This is a genomic window from Bowmanella dokdonensis, from assembly GCF_017254865.1.
Classification (GTDB): Bacteria; Pseudomonadota; Gammaproteobacteria; order Enterobacterales; family Alteromonadaceae; genus Bowmanella; species Bowmanella dokdonensis.
This window is the reverse complement of the sequence record NZ_JAFKCV010000005.1, coordinates 1-18,000: the sequence shown is the minus strand read 5'-3', so window position 1 is coordinate 18,000 and position 18,000 is coordinate 1. Positions and strand designations below refer to the sequence as shown.

20 protein-coding genes are annotated in these 18,000 nt (G+C 54.0%); 3 read left to right on the top strand and 17 right to left on the bottom strand.

What is annotated here, in order from left to right:
* Genes J0A66_RS10340 through J0A66_RS10325 form a run of 4 tightly spaced genes read right to left on the bottom strand, consistent with a single transcriptional unit; the run spans nucleotide 1 to nucleotide 6,220 of the window.
* A complete protein-coding gene (locus tag J0A66_RS10340) occupies nucleotides 1-2,427 on the bottom strand; it encodes a glycoside hydrolase family 3 N-terminal domain-containing protein (RefSeq protein ID WP_206573740.1) in 2,427 nt (808 codons plus the stop codon).
* Nucleotides 2,428-2,439: 12 nt separating this feature from the next.
* A complete protein-coding gene (locus J0A66_RS10335) occupies nucleotides 2,440-3,444 on the bottom strand; it encodes a glycoside hydrolase family 43 protein (protein ID WP_206573739.1) in 1,005 nt (334 codons plus the stop codon).
* A 5-nt stretch (nucleotides 3,445-3,449) separates the two neighbouring features.
* Nucleotides 3,450-4,985 carry an MFS transporter gene (locus J0A66_RS10330; protein ID WP_241264138.1) on the bottom strand — a complete coding sequence of 512 codons (1,536 nt, stop codon included), beginning with the start codon at nucleotides 4,983-4,985 and terminating at the stop codon, nucleotides 3,450-3,452.
* On the bottom strand, nucleotides 4,982-6,220 hold the full coding sequence (locus J0A66_RS10325; protein ID WP_206573738.1) for a family 8 glycosyl hydrolase: 1,239 nt from the start codon (nucleotides 6,218-6,220) through the stop codon (nucleotides 4,982-4,984). The genes J0A66_RS10330 and J0A66_RS10325 overlap by 4 nt, the downstream gene beginning before the upstream one ends.
* Before the next feature lie 347 nt (nucleotides 6,221-6,567).
* Here J0A66_RS10325 and J0A66_RS10320 point away from each other — a divergent pair, with 347 nt between their 5' ends.
* Nucleotides 6,568-7,443, top strand: a complete 876-nt coding sequence (locus J0A66_RS10320) for a discoidin domain-containing protein (RefSeq protein ID WP_206573737.1) — start codon at nucleotides 6,568-6,570, stop codon at nucleotides 7,441-7,443.
* Between the two features lie 94 nt (nucleotides 7,444-7,537).
* Nucleotides 7,538-8,290, top strand: coding sequence for a substrate-binding periplasmic protein (locus J0A66_RS10315; protein ID WP_206573736.1), 753 nt, complete (start codon nucleotides 7,538-7,540; stop codon nucleotides 8,288-8,290).
* 54 nt (nucleotides 8,291-8,344) lie between these two features.
* On the opposite strand, the gene J0A66_RS10310 is transcribed toward J0A66_RS10315, so the two are convergent.
* The 11 genes from J0A66_RS10310 to J0A66_RS10260 form a co-directional block, all read right to left on the bottom strand.
* Entirely contained in the window at nucleotides 8,345-8,899 is a 555-nt protein-coding gene (locus tag J0A66_RS10310) for a dihydrofolate reductase family protein (RefSeq protein WP_206573735.1), read from the bottom strand.
* Between the two features lie 75 nt (nucleotides 8,900-8,974).
* Nucleotides 8,975-9,526 (bottom strand): YdeI/OmpD-associated family protein, encoded by a 552-nt coding sequence (locus J0A66_RS10305; protein ID WP_206573734.1) that lies wholly within the window; start codon nucleotides 9,524-9,526, stop codon nucleotides 8,975-8,977.
* Between the two features lie 231 nt (nucleotides 9,527-9,757).
* Entirely contained in the window at nucleotides 9,758-10,180 is a 423-nt protein-coding gene (locus tag J0A66_RS10300) for a GFA family protein (RefSeq protein ID WP_206573733.1), read from the bottom strand.
* Between the two features lie 368 nt (nucleotides 10,181-10,548).
* Entirely contained in the window at nucleotides 10,549-10,755 is a 207-nt protein-coding gene (locus J0A66_RS10295) for a cold-shock protein (RefSeq protein ID WP_206573732.1), read from the bottom strand.
* Nucleotides 10,756-11,126: 371 nt separating this feature from the next.
* The gene (locus tag J0A66_RS10290) at nucleotides 11,127-11,561 is read right to left on the bottom strand and encodes a cupin domain-containing protein (RefSeq protein ID WP_206573731.1); all 435 of its coding nucleotides are present in this window, start codon (nucleotides 11,559-11,561) and stop codon (nucleotides 11,127-11,129) included.
* 241 nt (nucleotides 11,562-11,802) lie between these two features.
* Entirely contained in the window at nucleotides 11,803-13,029 is a 1,227-nt protein-coding gene (locus J0A66_RS10285; RefSeq protein ID WP_206573730.1) for a peptidoglycan DD-metalloendopeptidase family protein, read from the bottom strand.
* Nucleotides 13,030-13,483: 454 nt separating this feature from the next.
* Nucleotides 13,484-13,939 (bottom strand): GFA family protein, encoded by a 456-nt coding sequence (locus J0A66_RS10280; protein WP_206573729.1) that lies wholly within the window; start codon nucleotides 13,937-13,939, stop codon nucleotides 13,484-13,486.
* 111 nt (nucleotides 13,940-14,050) lie between these two features.
* Entirely contained in the window at nucleotides 14,051-14,482 is a 432-nt protein-coding gene (locus J0A66_RS10275) for an acetyltransferase (protein WP_206573728.1), read from the bottom strand.
* Nucleotides 14,483-14,549: 67 nt separating this feature from the next.
* Nucleotides 14,550-14,966, bottom strand: coding sequence for a hypothetical protein (locus J0A66_RS10270; protein WP_206573727.1), 417 nt, complete (start codon nucleotides 14,964-14,966; stop codon nucleotides 14,550-14,552).
* A 52-nt stretch (nucleotides 14,967-15,018) separates the two neighbouring features.
* Entirely contained in the window at nucleotides 15,019-15,393 is a 375-nt protein-coding gene (locus J0A66_RS10265; protein WP_206573726.1) for a phosphopantetheine adenylyltransferase, read from the bottom strand.
* Nucleotides 15,394-15,518: 125 nt separating this feature from the next.
* A complete protein-coding gene (locus tag J0A66_RS10260) occupies nucleotides 15,519-15,929 on the bottom strand; it encodes a hypothetical protein (protein WP_206573725.1) in 411 nt (136 codons plus the stop codon).
* A gap of 90 nt (nucleotides 15,930-16,019) precedes the next feature.
* Here J0A66_RS10260 and J0A66_RS10255 point away from each other — a divergent pair, with 90 nt between their 5' ends.
* Nucleotides 16,020-16,187 (top strand): hypothetical protein, encoded by a 168-nt coding sequence (locus J0A66_RS10255; protein WP_206573724.1) that lies wholly within the window; start codon nucleotides 16,020-16,022, stop codon nucleotides 16,185-16,187.
* A 418-nt stretch (nucleotides 16,188-16,605) separates the two neighbouring features.
* Here J0A66_RS10255 and J0A66_RS10250 read toward each other — a convergent pair whose 3' ends face one another.
* Together J0A66_RS10250 and J0A66_RS10245 are read right to left on the bottom strand one after the other, a co-directional pair.
* Complete coding sequence (locus J0A66_RS10250; RefSeq protein WP_206573723.1) at nucleotides 16,606-17,133, bottom strand: hypothetical protein; 528 nt, start codon at nucleotides 17,131-17,133, stop codon at nucleotides 16,606-16,608.
* Nucleotides 17,134-17,252: 119 nt separating this feature from the next.
* Nucleotides 17,253-17,807: a hypothetical protein gene (locus tag J0A66_RS10245; RefSeq protein WP_206573722.1), complete on the bottom strand. Its 555-nt coding sequence runs from the start codon at nucleotides 17,805-17,807 to the stop codon at nucleotides 17,253-17,255.
* Nucleotides 17,808-18,000 lie beyond the last annotated feature (193 nt).

Sequence of the window (18,000 nt, the reverse complement as noted above, 5' to 3'; positions counted from 1 at the left end):
TTACTCCCGGGTTATCACGGCTTCGCTGAGATAAGCCTTGCTGGCACTGACATCGGTGATCTCACCCTGGACCTGGAACTCCCCTTTCAGACGGATATCCGCCGAGGAACTGCCTATCATCAGTTGGATCTGTCCTGGCTCCACTACATAGCGCATCTGTGCGTCATAAAACGCCAGCAGGTTGACCGGCAGGCTGAAGCTGACCCTGACTTTCTCACCGGCCTTGATGGGCACCCGTTTAAAGCCCTTGAGCTGTTTGACCGGACGGCTGATGCTGGCCTGGGGGTCGCGGACATATAGCTGCACCACTTCGGTGGCATCGTATTTACCCTGGTTGGTCAGTTGCAGGCTGACCCGCACATTCCCGTCGGGACGGGCGTCTGTGGCGTCTATTGTCAAACCCGAGTAGGCGAATTCGCTGTAGCTCAGGCCGTGGCCGAAGGGATAGAGGGGGCTGATATCGTCAAACAGATAGCCCCGCTTGGCCGAGGGCTTATGATTATAAAAACTGGGCACATGTCCGGCGCTGCGCGGGAAGGTCAGGGGCAGCTTGCCGGAGGGACTGACCTGGCCAAACAGTACGTTCGCCAGGGCATGACCAGTTTCCTGGCCCAGATACCAGGCTTCGATAATGGCCGGCACGGCTCCGGCCAGTTCGCCCAGGGCAAGCGGCCTGCCGTTGGTCAGCACCATCACCACCGGCCTGCCGGTGGCGAGCACGGCACGGGCCAGCTCAAGCTGATTGCCCACCAGTTGCAGACTGGTGCGATCGCCCAGGTGCTCGTCGGCCCAGGCTTCCCGGGACAGTCCTTCGTTTTCACCCAATACCAGCACCACGGCATCGGCTTTGCCGGCCAGTTGTACGGCCTCTTCCAGCAGACCCTGGCGGTCGTTGTCGTCGGCCAGCAGCATCTCGTCCGCATTCCAGCGCTGCATGGATCGGGTATTGGCCTGTTTGCTGCGCTCGCTGATATCCGCTATCGGCTTGGTCAGGCGCGTACCCGGGGCAAAATCCACCTGCACCTGGCCTGCCAGTTTGTCACGCAGGCCGGCGAAAATACTCACCGTCTGGCGCGGGATACTGCTGTAGCCGCCCAGCAGGGTGTCATCGGCGTGGGGACCTATGACCGCCAGGCGTTTGAGTTTGCCGGCATCCAGCGGCAGGATGCCGTCGTTTTTCAGCAGCACCATGGATTTTTCAGCCACCTGGCGGGCAAAGTCCCGCTGGCTGGTGGCGCCCACTTGCTTATCGGCCCTATCTGCATCCACATAGGGATGTTCAAACAGGCCTAGGCGGAACTTCATTGCCAGGACCCGGCGTACCGAGCGATCCACTGCTTCCTGATCCAATTGGCCGGAGCTGACCAGCTCCACCAGATGGGGAAAGGTCTGCGGGTCCGGGGTTTCCATATCCACCCCAGCCAGAATTGCGGCTCTGGCCGCCTGTTTGTCATTTTCATACAGGTTGTGTCTGGTATTCAGTTCTTTTATTGCGTAGTAATCACTTACTACCACCCCGTTAAAACCCCAGTCGTCGCGGACTATGTCTTGCAGCAGCGACTGGTTGATATGGGATGGAATGCCGTCGATCTCATTGTACGAGGCCATAATGCTGCCGGCATGGGCCAGCCTGACCGCCGCCTCGAAGGGGGGCAGAAAGACTTCTCGCAGCTCACGGGGCCCAATCTGTGCCGGCGCAATATTTACCCCGGCCTGGGGCTGACCATGGCCGGTCAGATGCTTGAGGGTGGCCACCACTTTGTCGCCGCCAAAAGCACCGTCGGTGCCGGGCCTACCCTGAAACCCCTCCACTGCGGCCACGCCCAGCGCCGACATCAGGTAGGGATCTTCCCCCATGGTTTCTTCTATCCGTCCCCAGCGGGGATCCCGGGCAATATCCAGAATGGGGGTCAGGGCCCAGTGGCTGCCGGTAGCGCGCATTTCTCCTGCGGCCAGGGCGTAGATATCATGCAAGTCGTCAGGCGACCAACTGCTGGCCAGGGCAATGGCCTGTGGAAAGCTGGTGGCATCAAAAGCCGCATAGCCATGCAGGGCCTCTTCGTGCATCAGGGCTGGAATGCCCAGCCGGGTATTCTCCTTGAGCCAGCGCTGGGCGGCGTTGTTGAATTCGGCGGTCTGTTGTGGCGTTTTGAATTCGCTGGGCCGGGCGATATGGCCGATGCCCAGCGGCATGATGGCGGCGGCTTTATCCGGCAAAAAGCGCTGCTGCGCATCTTCCATCTCGCGCCGCTGGTGCCAGATTGTTTGCAATTGGGCGACCTTCTCTTCCAGGGTCATGCGTGACAGCAGATCCGCTATCCGCTGTTCGGTGCCCAAACTGGCATCCTGATAAGGCAACAGTTCCTTTGCCTGGGTTGAAACAGCCATGCCGATGCCCACCAGCGCGTAAAGTTTGCCTTTGCCCATATTGCCTCCTATTCAGTCCAGATAGGGTTTAAGGGTCTGGATGCGGCCCTGTTCGTCATAGCGGATTTCGGCCATCTTGACCGAGCGCAGATGGGTCACCCCGCCCGACAGGATGGAGTCGTGGTAGAACAGGTACCACTTTCCCCCGACTTCGCAGATGGAATGATGGGTGGTCCAGCCCACCACAGGTTCAAGGATCCGGCCCTGGTAGGTAAAAGGTCCGTAGGGATTGTCGCCGGTGGCGTAGCAGATAAAGTGACTGTCGCCGGTGGAGTAGGAAAAGTAATACTTGCCCTGGTATTTGTGCATCCAGGACGCCTCAAAGAAACGCCGCTCCGTGTCGCCGGCCAGCAGGGGGTTACCCTGCTCATCCAGAATGCGGATTTGTTGGGGGGCTTCGGCAAATTCCAGCATGTCGTCCCGTAGTTTTGCCACCACCGGACCCAGCGCGGGTTCCTGGGCGGTGGGCTCCTCGTGCTGATCGTCAAACTGGTTGTTGCGGTATTTCTGCAGTTGTCCGCCCCAGATCCCGCCGAAATAAAGGTAATACTGGCCGTCCTCGTCCTCAAATACCGCAGGATCGATGGAATAACTGCCTTGAATGGCCTCTGGCTGAGGCACAAAGGGCCCGGTGGGCGAGTCGCTTACTGCCACCCCGATCTGGAACAGGCCATCGGCTTTCTTGGCTGGAAAATAGAAGTAGTACTGTTCGCCTTTTCTGGCCGCGTCCGGCGCCCACATTTGCCGCTCGGCCCAGGGCACATCGTTAACATGCAATGCCACCCCGTGGTCGGTGGTCTCGCCCCCCGGATTATCCATGGACAACACATGGTAGTCCTGCATGCCGAAGTGATCGCCGTTGTCGTTAAAGGGGATGCCGGCGTCGATATCATGGGACGGATAAATATAAATCCGCCCGTTGAACACATGGGCGGACGGGTCGGCTGTGTAGATATGTTCCACCAGCGGCTGGGAAATGGCCCTGGCTTTGAGGGCGGTATATTCATTGTCTGACATGGTACTCACTTGGGTTGCAGAACCTTCACGGCAGAGCGGCGTTCGCTCAGCTCGTGCTCGATCTGGATTTCTTTACGCTTGTTGATTTCGTACAGGAACATGCAGGCCACCCCCAGCAAAAAGGGCAGAGCCGCATACAGGCTTACCGACAGTTTGATGCCATTGATGGTCTCAGGCGACTGGGTGCTTAGCTGCGCATCGTAGCCATAGTGGGCCAGAATGCCGGCTACCAGTGCCCCGCCGATACTCAGCCCCAGTTTCAGGCCGAAGATCATGGCCGAGAAGATAATGGCGGTAGCACGGCGGTGGTTCTTCCATTCTGAATAGTCAGCCACATCGGCGATCATGGCCCACAGCAGCGGAATGGTGATGCCGTAGAAAAAGCCGTGCAGCAACTGGGCGGTGAACACCAGGGCAATGGCATCGGGCGGAAACAGATAAAACACCAGAATAAACAGACTGGAAATAAACAGCGCCACGGCAAAGACGTCGCGTTTGCCGAAACGGTCGGCCAGTGGCCGGGAAAAGCCTATGCCGATGATCATGCAGATGATGCCGCCGGCATTGAACAGGCTGAAACCTGAGGTAGGAGCATCCTTGGGCCAGAGGAATTCATTCAGCCCGACGCTGGTCAGCAGGCTGTTCAGGCCGGCAATAAAACCGTTGAAGCCGATATCTTCCAGAAAGCGGGCGACCTGCATTTCACTCAGATAGTTTTCGAAATAGAAGATATACATGCCGCCTTTAAGGGCCAGGGTGACAAACACCAGCACAGTGAGCACAAGCATGATGGCCCAGGGTTTGTTGCGTACCAGATCGCCCAGATCCTGGCCTATAGTGGAAGCCTTAGTGCTGATAGTGAGCACACGCTCCCGGGTGGTAATAAAAGTAATCAGGAAGAACAGGATGCCGATAGAAGCAAACAGGGTCATGGTGTTTTCAAAACCCACCGCTTTGTCGCCGTCACCCAGAATCAATACCAGTGGCAGCAGCAGCACCTGGATAACAAACTGGGCCACCATTACCGCCACAAAGCGGTAAGCAGACAGGCTGTTGCGGTCCGACATACTGCCGGTCAGCACCCCACTTAAGGCTGAATAAGGCAGGTTGTTTGCCGAATACACCAGCACCAGGATCACATAGGTGGTGAAGGCATAGATGATCTTGCCCTCGGGACTGAAGTTCGGTGTGCTGAAGGCCAGCAGGGCGATCAGCCCAAAGGGGATGGCGGTCCACAGGATCCAGGGCCGGAACTTGCCCCAACGGGTATGGGTACGGTCGGCGATAATGCCCATTACCGGGTTGAAGAAGGCGCCGATCAGGCCGCCGAAAAAGATGATAGTGGCAGCGGCACCGGCCGGTATCTTGTACACATCTGTATAGAAAAAGGCCAGGAAGGTCATCAGAGTCTGGAAGATCAGGTTGGCGGCGAGATCACCCAGGCTGTAGCCGATTTTTTCCGTGACACTGAGTTTCTGTGAGTCTGTTTGCATCTGAATCTGCCTGTTGGTTGCCGCCATACTCTGGGCACTGTTGGTCATGATTGGGGTCCCTGGGGTTCGGGCAGCCAGGCCCGGTACTGGCCGCTCACATGCAGCAGCGCCATCATATACAGCATGCCGTCGTAGTAGCGATATTGCCCCTGGGGTATGGGTTGCTGCCAGAGGGCCTCAACAAATTCCTGGGCTACCGGATTGGTGGCTGCCAGACTGGCCACCGCGTTCATGGCCACCAGACCTGTGGTCTGGGCATTGTCCAGTTTTTTGCCGTCCAGGCTGTACTGACTGGCATATTCATCCAATCCTTCACCGGCAAAGAAGGCCTGCAGGCGATCACTGAGCTGTTGTGCCCTGGGATCTTTGCGCCACCAGCTCCAGTCAAACGACCAGTTCATGGCGGTGCGCCAGGCATCGAAGCGAAAGTCCGCGGACTCTTCCCGCCAGGGCGCTGCCCAGGGGCTGCCGTCAAAATTGCCGTAGTCCGGAGTCAGGCCGGTGTTTGGATGGGCTGCCAGGCTGAAATGGTCACGGCTGGCTTGGGCAGCACGCTGCCAGAAGGCTCTGTCGGCCTGGGGCCCCATACTTGCCCAGACTTCGTAAAAAGCTGGCAGGTGATAGGAGGCGTCGGTATGATCGGCATGGGCCAAATCCGGAGTAAAGCGCACCATGGCATGATCCGGGTGAAACAGGTTGGTGGCGCTCTGCCGGCCACGCAGGGTTTCACCTGTGATCACCTTGCGGTGGCGCATATGGGTGAGCAGGGTATCGGCCTGTTGCCGGTACTGATAGATATCCTTGCCATCGCCCCAGCGCACCGAGGCAAAATACAAGGCGGTAGCAAAATACTCCTCACCGTCCGGTGCCGGCATGGGGTCGTTGACCTGACCCCGGGGGCTCACCGACCAGGCAAAATAGCCGTAGGCGGGATGGTTGGGATCCTCCTGATACATATGGCTCATGGCCCAGTTCCACAGGGCATCGAACTCGGCCTTTTTATCCAGCTGTACGGCAACCATCATGCCGTAGGACATACCCTCAGAGCGCACGTCATCGTTGTTGATATCGAGGATATAGGCCAGCGCCCCGTTGCCATTGCCGCCATCCGGGTAATACAGAGTCTGGGTATTGGCGTCGCCGTAAAACAATTGATTGAATGCCTGCTCAATCTTGCTGTTGATGGCGTTCCGGGGCTTGCCGGCCAAAGCAAACAGGTTAGGGTAGTGGCCGCTGAGTGCACTGCCAGGCTCAGTTGCAAGGGGCGCTTGCATCAAGGGCATCGCTGAAGGCTCATGGGTACGGCAGGACATGGCCGTCGACAGAGTCAACACAGTCAACAGAACCAGGGGGCCGCTTCGACCGCATAAGACGAAATTTGAGATCATGCTAAGAAATGCTGCACCGAATATTCATCGGACCCAACCATACCTCGTCGGCCGGCGGCGTGCGTTAACGGAATGTACCGGAAGAATTATCTTTTTTAACAACTGGTGCAGTTCGGTGTCGCGCTGATCGGCGATAACCGGCTTTACATTTCTGCGTGGGGCCATATGTCTGATTTCTGACGCTTTTTTGGGAACGGAATTTGCACAAGCCCTGTTTTCTTACACCGGAGACAGGAAAACCCATGCGAACCTTAGCTGCTGCCATGGTGCTGATTACCCCTTTGCTGGGGCAGGCCACTGAAGAGGTGCCCACCGAATATGTGGGCAAGATTACCAATTTGCTGATCAGTAAATCCGGCGCCGTGATGATTGGCGTTAACCGGGACGAGGACAACCCGCTGGACTGCCAGGAAGGCGACTGGCCGGTCAGTTTCGATATGCAGGATGACCATGCACAGAACTGGCTGGACTTTCTGATGCTGGCCCGTAATACCAACCAGACTATCCGCCTGGGCTACGGAGCGGACAGTGACGCTGTATGCAGTCTGGAATACGTGGCGGTGATGCAGGGCGACGGTTATGCTGGCGGTGGTGTGGGTGACGAAGACGGTCGCCTGGTGGAAACCGGCGCCCTGGGTAATGTGGCACTGCTGGGCAGCAACGGTCTGACCGAAACCAGCTTCAAGGCCAGCGGCCATTACCTGAACGATATAGTAGCAGCGGCCTTCGACGGCCATACCTGGACGGAAAAAGTCAATGAGGATGCCGGCGATCGGATTAACCGGGGCTTGTGGCTGCTGTCCACTGCAGAAGACAGCAAAGCCTGGATCCAGGTGGATTTCGGCCAAAAGGTCAAGCTGGCCGGGCTGCGCTTTATGTTAAACGAAAAAGCCACCAAGCTGGGCCGGGGTCCACGGGATATTACCGTACAGGTGTCCAATGACGGCGCCAACTTTGCCGACCATGAGGCCTTTCGTCTGGCCATGGTAGCCGATCAGACCGGCAGTTTTAGCTCTACCGTCCAGGCCCGCTATCTGCGCGTTGTCATCGACAGCAACCACGGTGACAGCCGTTTTGTGGAGATAGACGAACTGGAAGTGTTCCAGCCACAGAACTGATCCGGCTCAGTACCACGTCTGTCCCCGGCACGACTTATCAATGCCGGGGACAGGCTCTGCTATATTTAGGTCAAACTCCTGACCATCCTCCGCCATGAAGTTATTCTTTTGCAGCCTGTTAATATGCAGCGCTTCGGGGTTGGCGCAGGATACCCTTCACTATGCCTTTCACCCTTCTGCACCTTATCGGTTCGTCACGCCGGATGGGGTCATCAGCGGCATGGATATGGACATACTGCAACGACTGGAACAGGAGCTGGGTGTTCACATAGAGCCCGTACAATGCCCGTTCAGCCGCTGCCTGCTGATGATGGAGGAGGGCAATCTGGATCTGATCAGCGGCATCCTTAAAAGCGACGAGCGCCAGCGCTATATGAACTATATTGAGCCGCCTTACTACCGGCTGACGTCTTACTATTCCTTCTACAAACTGAAAACCTCAGACATCAGGGTGACCCTGTTCGACGAGCTCAAACCCTATACTGTGGCCTATACCCGCGGGGCATTGTATTTCCCACGCTTCGATAAGGAAGATCGGCTGAGGAAAGTCCCCACAGTGACGGAAACAGCCCAGATACAGATGCTGTTGAAGGGCCGGGTGGACCTGATTATCGGCATAGACTCGACCCTGGATCTGACCCTGGTGGCCATGGGGATAGATCACCTGATCGAGCCGGTGACCTATCAGGAGGCCAGGCAGGTCAGCAGCTATATGGCCCTGTCCAGGGCATCCCGTTTTAACGCGCGGACAGAGGATTTCAGCCGCGCCATACGTAAACTGCAGTCGGACGGAACGCTGGAAGCAATCCTGCAGCGCTATGGCATGCCTGCCCAAATCAGGGATTAAGGTTTGGCGGTGACGCAGGTTAACTAAGAGGCCAGGGCCCGGGGGTTCCTTGTTTCAGTTATAGCTGACGTCATAACGCAGCTCTACCATCCCCTGACCCATCTGTCTCACCGATGTCAGACTTAGCGGTGGCTGAACTATCTCTCTTGGTAAAACCGGCTTCCCTTTGCCCAGGGTCACTGAGCCAACCTGAACAATCAGTTCATTGAGCAATCCGGCGTCATAAAACTGGCCGGCCAGATCACCACCACCCACCACCCAGATATTTTTAGACCCCGCAGCCCTTTGCATGGCTTGATGGATGATTTTGACATCTCCTTTGACAAACCTAATATCCGCTTCCTTAAGTGCCGGCAGGGATCGCGTTGTAAAAACCCAGGTTGGTTGCTGATAAGGCCAGGGCGAGCCGGTTTCGGCGACCATTTCGTCCGCGTGCGCCAATATCCATTGGTAGGTGGTTGAGCCCATGGCGATGGCGCCGACCTGCGCAATAAATTCCGGGTAGCTGGATTCGTTTAAATCCGTCAGGGGAAACAGCCACTCCAGGGAGTCGTCCTCTGTTGCGATGAAGCCGTCAAGGCTGGAGGCAGTATAATACTGAGTTTTCATGAGTCAGTTCCTTGGGTTGCTGCGTCTGCTTCAGGGGCCATATTCTATGCTTTTCACACTTCGCAAATGACTACATTATTCCAGCTTTTTCGGGGCGCTGAAGGCCTTGCTGTAATAACCCGAAGGATCGAAACAGCAAACCCGCCGCTTGCCCGATGCCAGCATCTCACAGGCGTCGTTAATCCTCTTCACACGGGTTTTGGCCTGCTTGGCGGACGTCACCCAGTGGATCCAGTCAAGGCGGGCGATGGTGGTGGTGTCATCCCAGGTAGCGCGGGCCTCAGGGGTCGCCGTCAGGGCAGACTCTAAATCAGACGGCACGGTGGGCTCGGGCTCCTGCTCCATTGCTCTTATGTCAAATGTCGCCTTATCGCCAAAGGTGACTTTAGCCCGATTGAGCAGCGACTCGTCTAGTTTCAGCCAGTGGCTCAGCTTACCATCGGGCTCCAGAGTGGCCTGAAACGGCTTTCCGTTGAGGGTGCCTTCTATACTGGTTCTACCCCTTCTGGGCAGTTTCTCACTGGCGCTTTTGGGCAGCACCACAAAGGCCCAGCGGTCGTCGCTGTCCCATTTTGCCGGACAAAGCAATTCTGTTTCGAAGCTGGATTCTGTTTCATTTGCTGTCATTCGGTTCCTCCCTGATAGGAGTTTATCCCATCTCGTCATAGCGCTGCATGGCGCCAGCAAGGTATTAAAAAACCTGCCCTGTGGGGTTGGTTAAAAAATGGAATATAGCGACATTGGCTGCCCTGGCCAAGGGCAGCCAGTTGCGCCGTGATCAGCAGCCTTATGCTAATGATAAGCCCGTCCACCGTCAGAAATGAAGGGCTTCTTCCACGCCCATGCCGGCCGTCTCTTCTAGCTGTTGGTTCCGATCGCCCGGTCAGGCTCGTAACCTTCGTAGCGGGGCAATTCTGCATCCAGATCATCCCAGTTTGCCCTGGATGACACAAAATTGTGGGACATGGGCCTTTCCACTATGTCTGAATCCAGAATTCCCAAACGCAGCCGCACCCTTTGCGGGTCCTGGTTATTGCTGCTGTAAACAGGTGAAGCACAGATCCGGCAGAAATGACGCTGTTTACCCGGCGAGGTCTCAAAACTGGTGATGGAGCTTTGTCCTGCGGTAATCACCAGATCGGTGGTCGCGACAAAACCATTGGTGGCATAAGCGGTACCGCTGCTTTTGCGGCATTTCGAGCAATGGCAGTGGATGATGGACTCTATCGGACCCCTTACTTCCAGCCGGACCTTTTTGCACAGACAACTTCCCTGATACATCCTGTTTTCTCCATTGGTAAACGAAATGGCAATCCGGGCGGTGAGACAGGCTCTGCCAGTCAGCCTCGCCAGAGATAATATGACAGGGGCGAGTCGGTTGCTACTTCTCAGCGTGAAAGTCACCGGCGGTGCGATGTGCAGCCAGTACGGCAATTAGCTGATCAGTGTTATCAACCCGAGCTGAGTATCAAGGCTAGTGAAAAAATGCGGGCCGCGATATCTGAGACCGCGTATTGGCCTGCCGGAATAACAATCCGGGCGCCGTCACAGCAGGGATGCTTATGGTTTTACGAGGGGATTGGGATTGCCGGCACCTGGTCGCACGATGCGCGAGGTGCCGGGCTTATCAGTAGAATACGCCTGATGTGTTAAGCAGGGCGTACTTTGTTGGCGCAGGGGCCTTTCTGACCCTGGCCTACTTCAAACTCTACCTTCTGGCCGTCAGTCAGGGTGGCATAGCCACCGCCAGCCTGAATTTCTGAATGATGAACAAAGAGATCCTTTCCGCCGTCATCCGGAGTAATAAATCCAAAGCCCTTGTCCGCGTTAAACCACTTGACTGTACCTGTACTCATGTCGTGCTCTTCTATTGTGGTGAATATAAAATTATCATCTTCGCTGTCACCATCACGAAAATAATTCCTGAATGCCTGGGAACGGCCAGGGCAGATAAATTGCTACTAAATGTAATCTGCCGCTACCTCTGAAATCGCCACCCCACACCGGTCCATCATGGGTTTTAACAGGGGGCAAGTCAACTGCCACGGCATAATACGCAAAAATACGCACCGATTAATTCAACCATTACTCACCTCCCAGACGAGTCCTGCTTATCTGCAAGTGAGGTAAGCCTTCACCGGCAGGTATCTTTGTCCGTTAAATTACCGCCGATAGGCGAAACACTCCAGGTGCCCGGCGAGCTCAGTACGGCAGGTATTTTTGCACGCTATTCTTTTATCGGATTGGCATCCAGCGGGGCAACAAACCCGATATACAACACGCAGCGTTCACCTTTGTGACAGTATGCAGTGTGAGGCAATTTTGCCGGACCAAAAGCATAGTCGCCCGTATGGATGGTGGCCTTCTCATGATTCTGGTAATTAACATCGAGTGTGCCGGAAACCAACACCATTCTCTCCTGGGACGTATGATTATGCTTAGGAATATGAGAATCGGCCGGGACGCGGAAAAATATATCCAGGTTTTCCTTGTCAGGCTGCCCATTTAAAATCGCGATTTCACAACCCTTGGGGATAAAAGCCGGGCAGGGTCCCCATTGCAATGAGCTGTCTTTATGGGAAATAACCAGGGCATTGTCGCCGGCAATTAAACAAGGCGAAGAAAATAGTAATAAAAACCCAATGGTTGATACCCTCTTCATAATAAGTTTCCTTCTGCGTTGCGGGATGGGGAAAGGCCCGGATAGTCTTAAAGCGTAGCATGCCGTTGATGCTGCACATCATTATTGGCAGGCTAGCTTGCAGCCTTCCACATCAAGTTTGGCAAGCATAGGGAATATGTGACGCACCTGCTTCAGGCCGCCTGCAGGGTAGCCGCCGTTATTCTGTTCGGGGTCTGTTCCGAGCCGGTGCAGAGAGTTGCGCAGCGCAGCAGGACCTTCCTTACCGGGTAGGTGTGCTGCCAGCCTGGCGGGAGCCCTGCCCGAAATCGACCACGGCATTGGGGGTCGGGAATTCAGCGGTGCGCCTGGGCATGACGTCTTTGCCGATGGGCGTCCATGGGGACTTACCAAAGGATTCGAAATTGTCGTAGCCCCCCAGCAGATTAAATTGGTCTATTACATAAGGAAGACCCTCGGCCGCACCCAGCGGCGAGGGCGCATCGGCCAGGTGGAAGTGCAGTTGCGGGCCACCGGCGCTACCCGAAAAGCCAACCGCGCCAATTACCTGACCAAGCCGGACCCTTTCGCCGGGTGCCACCCGGACACTGCCGGGCTTCAGATGTTTATAGATTGCATAGCGGCTATCGCCCAGATCCAGGACCACCAAATTACCTGTGGCATCCTCAAACTCGTATTTGAAACGCCCGGAAAGGGTATCACTCTCGGGGATGTCATTGCGCGTGGCCACGACCAGGGCATCTGCCACCGCCAGCACCTCGGCGTCGTACCCGTGCCAGTTACGCACCAGGTCCTCATCCAAGATCGCTCTGGCACCGTTGGCGTCCAGTCGCACCCAGTCGATAGCGAGCCGATCCGGAATGCGCGCCTGCCCCCCGAACGCATGGATCACCCGGCGATGGCCGCGCTGCCAGGAAGGGTGGTAAACGGCCGCCCAGGGCCCGCCTCTAAGTGGCGGACCCAGCACTACGGCCTGTCCGCCGTGGACAGGCACAGGCACGCTGCGAACAGCATCAGCCAGGCCGGGATCCTGTTCGGGAGAGCGGAAGGTGATTTGGTGCTCCAGAGCCTGGGGTATCGGATCCGTCAGCGGCAGTTCCAGATACAGCACGCCGGACATGCCGGCAGCGAGAGTAGGTGCGTCGGTCAGATACTGCCCGGCTCCCGGACGGCCCAGGCGTGTCGCCAGTGCAGGGGCGTCCAGATCGGCAATCACCGTTTTGTTTTTCGCGTCAAGCACTTCCAGCCGCTGCAGAATCAGTGGCTTGGCGGAGAAATTGCTCAGATGCAGTTCGTAGACGAGGTGCTGCGTGCCCGCCACCGGGACTGGGATCAAAGGAACCGGGATGCGGATATCAAAACTCTGACGGTGTGGGGTGGGCTCTGCCGGGGCCGCGGCAAGGCCGAAACTCGCCAGCAGCATAGCAAGGGTGAGGCCGAGAAATCGTGCCGAAAATATCAATTCCCGACTTTTACTGACAGTTTCCATCTGTATTCCCGCGGTTATGGTCCGACCGCCTGTCTATGTACTGCCCTTGCCCTAGGTGGCGCGAGGCGGTAATGGAGCAGGCGAGGGATCGGCTGCAAGTGATAGCTCCACTATATATAACAAAAAAGCCTCATTGCAGGCGGTATCGACCAGCGGCTCTGTTTGTGCGCCCGGCCTCCGGCGCGGAAGGATGAGGTTAATCCGATTGGTATTACCTAAACGCATAGATTTTGCGAAGGGAGTCTCTCAATGAATTGAAGAGAGCCCGCAGTCTGGTCGACACCAGGCGGCCGCCGGGACAAACCAGGTGCACCGGCAGGGAACCAGGCCGAGCTTGTTACCGGTCTGAAGAAGTGCGGTGTGGCGCCAGAGCATATCCACACCGAAACTTTCTGAGGGCTGAGGCCCGTTACAGCGAAGCGGCGCAGATTGCGCCTGTTATCCGATGCCTTATCTAGCCTTGTTGTTGCGCATATTCCTGAAGCAGTTGCGGAAACATGTCCTGCGGTGGAAACTTGCAGAAACTATGCTCTGCACCGGTTGTAGCCCATTCGAGCTTTTCATCGGTGTAAGTCTCAATGAAGGGCTTGCAGGTTTGGGCGTCCTCCAGCATCACTGAGCGCACATTGACAAAGTCATCCATACCTTCGGGGCGTGTGAACAGCCAGCTCATGCAATGCCCGCAGAAAAAGTGCCGCGTACTCCCATGCAACCCACCGATAACAGGCTCCCCGGCTGTGATCGAAAAGGCCTTGCTGGGGAACAGGGAGCTTAAGCTAAATGCGCTTGATGTCATTCGCTGACATCCTGTGCAGTGACAAGCCATGGTGATCAATGGCTTTGAGGTAACCTCAAACTCCACCTGCCCGCAACGGCAATAGCCTTTAACCTTAAGTGATGTATCGTCCACTACAATTTATCTCCAATCTCAATATGGTTAGCGCTTTAGACCCTTTGTGAACAGGAATTATCGGCAAGTGACTTTAGGTCACACATCACCGTAGCCTGCCTGGTTAAATTTTTAGCGCCTCAGATGCAGCAGCGGATAAGGCTTACCCTGCCCGTCAAAAGGAGACCGGCCCGTTACCGAAAAGCCCATATGCTGGTAAAAACCCAAGGCTTGAACATTCTGTTCGTTAACATCGACTTTGGTAGCGCCCTGGGAGTTGATGGCATGGTTGGCTAGCAAAGTGCCCACCCCTTTTCCGCGTGCGTCAGGTGAGATGAACAGCATTTCAATATTGCCGTCATGTACACCACAGAAACCCAGAATTTTACCGTCGTTGTTTTTAGCGCATCTTAAATCAACAGCATCAAAGTACTGCTCCAGGATCAGCGGCTTCAATTCCTGCAGATCCTCTTCCTCCAAAAAGTCATGGGTGGCTCTGACTGACGCCTCCCAAATTTTCAGCAGAGTAAGATGTTCTGCTTTTTCCACCGACTCTATCTTCATTTCATAACTCGGTTAAATTCAACGCCCGTAACAGGCGGAAAAGTTCAGCGTCCTTTGGGCAAGCATCTTAACTGCTGCCTTCGCCATAGGTAACCTTAATCTTGTCCAGAAATCCCCAGCTGGACTCAGCTTTATATTCAGAACCGTTCAAGCCTCTCTCTATTCTCAGTTCTGTATTGGAAATCCACCTGACGCGAGGGGCAACCTCCTTGGGGTGGCCATCGATAATGTATATGTTGCCACTCTCATTTTCGAGCTCATCGTCAGAATCGATAATTGCTATCTGGGCGCTAACGCCAGTTGTTGCGCCGCAATCCTTTTGAAACAGCACTGCTTTATGCTCACTGTTGGACGACAACACCTCATCGTAGACTTGGTTCCCGCACATGCCGGTGGTTGCATAAATGAATAGTCCCGCTATTGCCAGCGGAACGCCAACAAACAAGATAGCGAAGGAAATTGCCACTCTCTTCCAAACTTTCATAGGCAGTTAACGCTTTTTATGGACAGTGCACGTGATTTGCGTCTTATTGAATTTATTTGCGGCCGACGACATGGATTACCCCTGCAACAATGAGCGCCACAAGGGCGATAATGTCTGCGATGACGACCTTGTGAACAGACTCATTGTACCCACCTACTGACCATGCGATCCCGATGAAGGATACAACACTGACGAAACCCGCAATAATTGCCAATCTTTGTAACGTTGGTCGGAATGCTGCGTACACCAGGAACAGGCCGAGAAGCCCAAACAGGACAGCCCGGTGGCGCATCAGGATTTCGATATTGGGCTCTCCCAGAGAAATGCCGTATAAAGCGACCAACCGCTCAACGCCCAGAACCCCCGAAACGGGCAAGAGATGAATGATGCCCACAAGTACCAGCAGGCCGGTAATAACTTTAGCCATGTTTGAGGCTGCTCCCTGAGTCTAACGTCGTTTTAAGGGGTGCAAGCCGCTGACTACGCGACGCGAAGGCAGCCTGCATGTTTGTCTTCCAACGAGTGGCTATAGAATTTGTTATATATCGCTTTCTAAAAACCACAAAAAGCTTTTAACGCCTCGGTAGGCATAATTCTAGGCTGAGTATCTAGGAGGTCTACATTATCAAATGCTGGGTCGCTGATACTATTTGAATCCGGGAATACTACCGTTACTTTGTCTCCACTATCGTCGGTGTATATTGCGGCCCACATATTTGCGTTACGCAACATTGCTAATTCATTGTACGCACACATCATCCAACGACTGGCTGCAGCTGAACGTTCCTGAAATTTTGGTATGCTTAAAACTGAATAACCTTTCTCTCGCTTGACTTCGGTCACAATGTAATCAAATTCTGATATGCCTTTATTCTTGGAAGAAACAGAAAACAACTCTTCTGCTGTAACTAAGGATGGACAGATAAAAATAAAAAATAGCGAAGTTAATAAGATTAATTTCATAACACTTTCCTTGTGGATGTATAACGGATGGACTCCCCCTTTCCCGGGGCTCTGCCAAGCTCATGTGGCAACCTATGAGGAGAACCGTCCATGTCAGAATTTCACTATTTCTATGGCATTGATTTAGCCAAACTTCAGCTCAGTATCCACGGCGAAGACAGCCATGGCAAGTCGCTTATCCACAAGAGTGTGACCCACGCCAAGTTGTTGAAGGAGATGGCCAATCTGCCTGCGGGCCTGGTCGGATTGGGGGCTTGAAGTGCAGCCCATTATTGAGCCAGGGAGTTGGAGAAGCTCGGTCATTATGAATACGCCGTCTAGGCGGCGGCGTATTAGGTAATGATTTGTAGTTACCCAACCGGGGTCAGTGCAATAGCACCTGATGATGTATGGTTAAGACCATTTGTGGGAAACCCTGGGCTTGCGGCGGGCTTATCAAAGCCTTCTAACGAATGAGGACCCACAACCGCGCAGATTACTCGTCTCATCCTTGAGCCTCGCCCTATTGAGGGCCGCCCTTCGGGCGTTCAAATTCGTTCCTTACGAATTTGTCATCATGGCCGGGCACCAGTACGCCCACTAACGCCAAAACCAACGGCCAAAAGTTGATGGCGCATTTGTTGCGCCTTTTGCAACAAATGTGACAGCGAGTTTTGGTCCGATTTGCGGTGCCTTGTTATCTTTCAAGTTTCAAACTCTCAATCGAGGTTACAGCTAAGTTCACATACTTATCTTCATAAACGGCAAAATCCTGTGTGTGAAAACTAAGGATACTTCCACCATGGATTAGGCAATACATAACGCCGTTAAGAATTTCTCCAAAGGCTTCGCCACTCCACTTAATCTTGGCCGTTGAGACTCCCGAAATTTTAATGATTTCAATTTCTGTTTTTTCAAAGTTGCTTCTCTGTCTTTCAACTCCACCCAAGAATTGCAATAAATATTGTTTAGCAAATTTGACTTGCTCATCTTCGCTCAAACTTGGGATGCCATTTGGAGGAGTGAATATTGAAATTTGGAGCAAAGTCCCTTTATCACTGCCTTCATGAGGCCTTTTAAAACCGATAACCTCTACAGCTGGGTTTGGTCTTGCAGTAGTAGGACCTTCGAATCCTGACGGTATTTCAATTTCACCTGCGCTGAACTCATATGCATCAACGGCTAAACTGACCCAAAAGAAACTTAAAAAAATTATCCTTATCAAAATTTTCTCCTTGAAAGATAACGCCCCGCTAAGGGGAAAATTGAGTGGGCTACACTTGCGCGAAGCGCAAGCCCGCGAAAATTTGTCCCGCCAGCACAGCTGGCTACCTTGAGCACTTGTTAGGTTTGTTCTTCTACATCCTTCCAAAGCACAGTCATTAATTCTTTTCCGGCGTACCAATTGCCAAACATTTTCACAGTACAGCGTTGTAAGGATATATTACCACTATGTTTTTTAGTGCAAATTCCGTCAATATTTTCCTGAGAAAGCACGTAATAACGGTTGATGGTTTGTTTCATTTCACCTTTCGCATTGGTAAAGAAGTGAACATCGCTTGAGCCAGGAAAAGACCAACTCCCATTTTGCTTTTGCGCCCAAAAACAGGGAAGTCCCGCGTCAATAACTGCGGATCTTAGCTTTTTAAAGTTTTGATCACTATCGCTGACGTATTTACGCTCGCCTATTGTCTCTACCCAAGGTTGTGGCCTATTAAGGCACATGTGTACTCTTTCATATTCCAATTGGTCAGCTAAAACAAATAGCTGGGATATTTCGTCCCCTTTAACCCATATAAGTGCATAGTCTTGCATCTTTCCCGATGGCCAGTACGGGTAGGAGTAAGGCACAAGCAATAAAGCGAGGACAATAAATCCTAAAGCAGCTAATTTCTTCACTGGAAAACCTAACGCTTTAAACAGCGGAAAACGCGAGCGCAGCGAGTGGTTTTCCGATGGTTTAATTTGTGTACGCCCAGCATGGGCATGAACTAATGAGGTGAAAGTCCTCTGTAGGAAGATCACCGTTGATTAACTGTCTGTTATTCAACGCTAACTACTAGCGAATGGCAAGGGCCAACCTGCGAGGGAC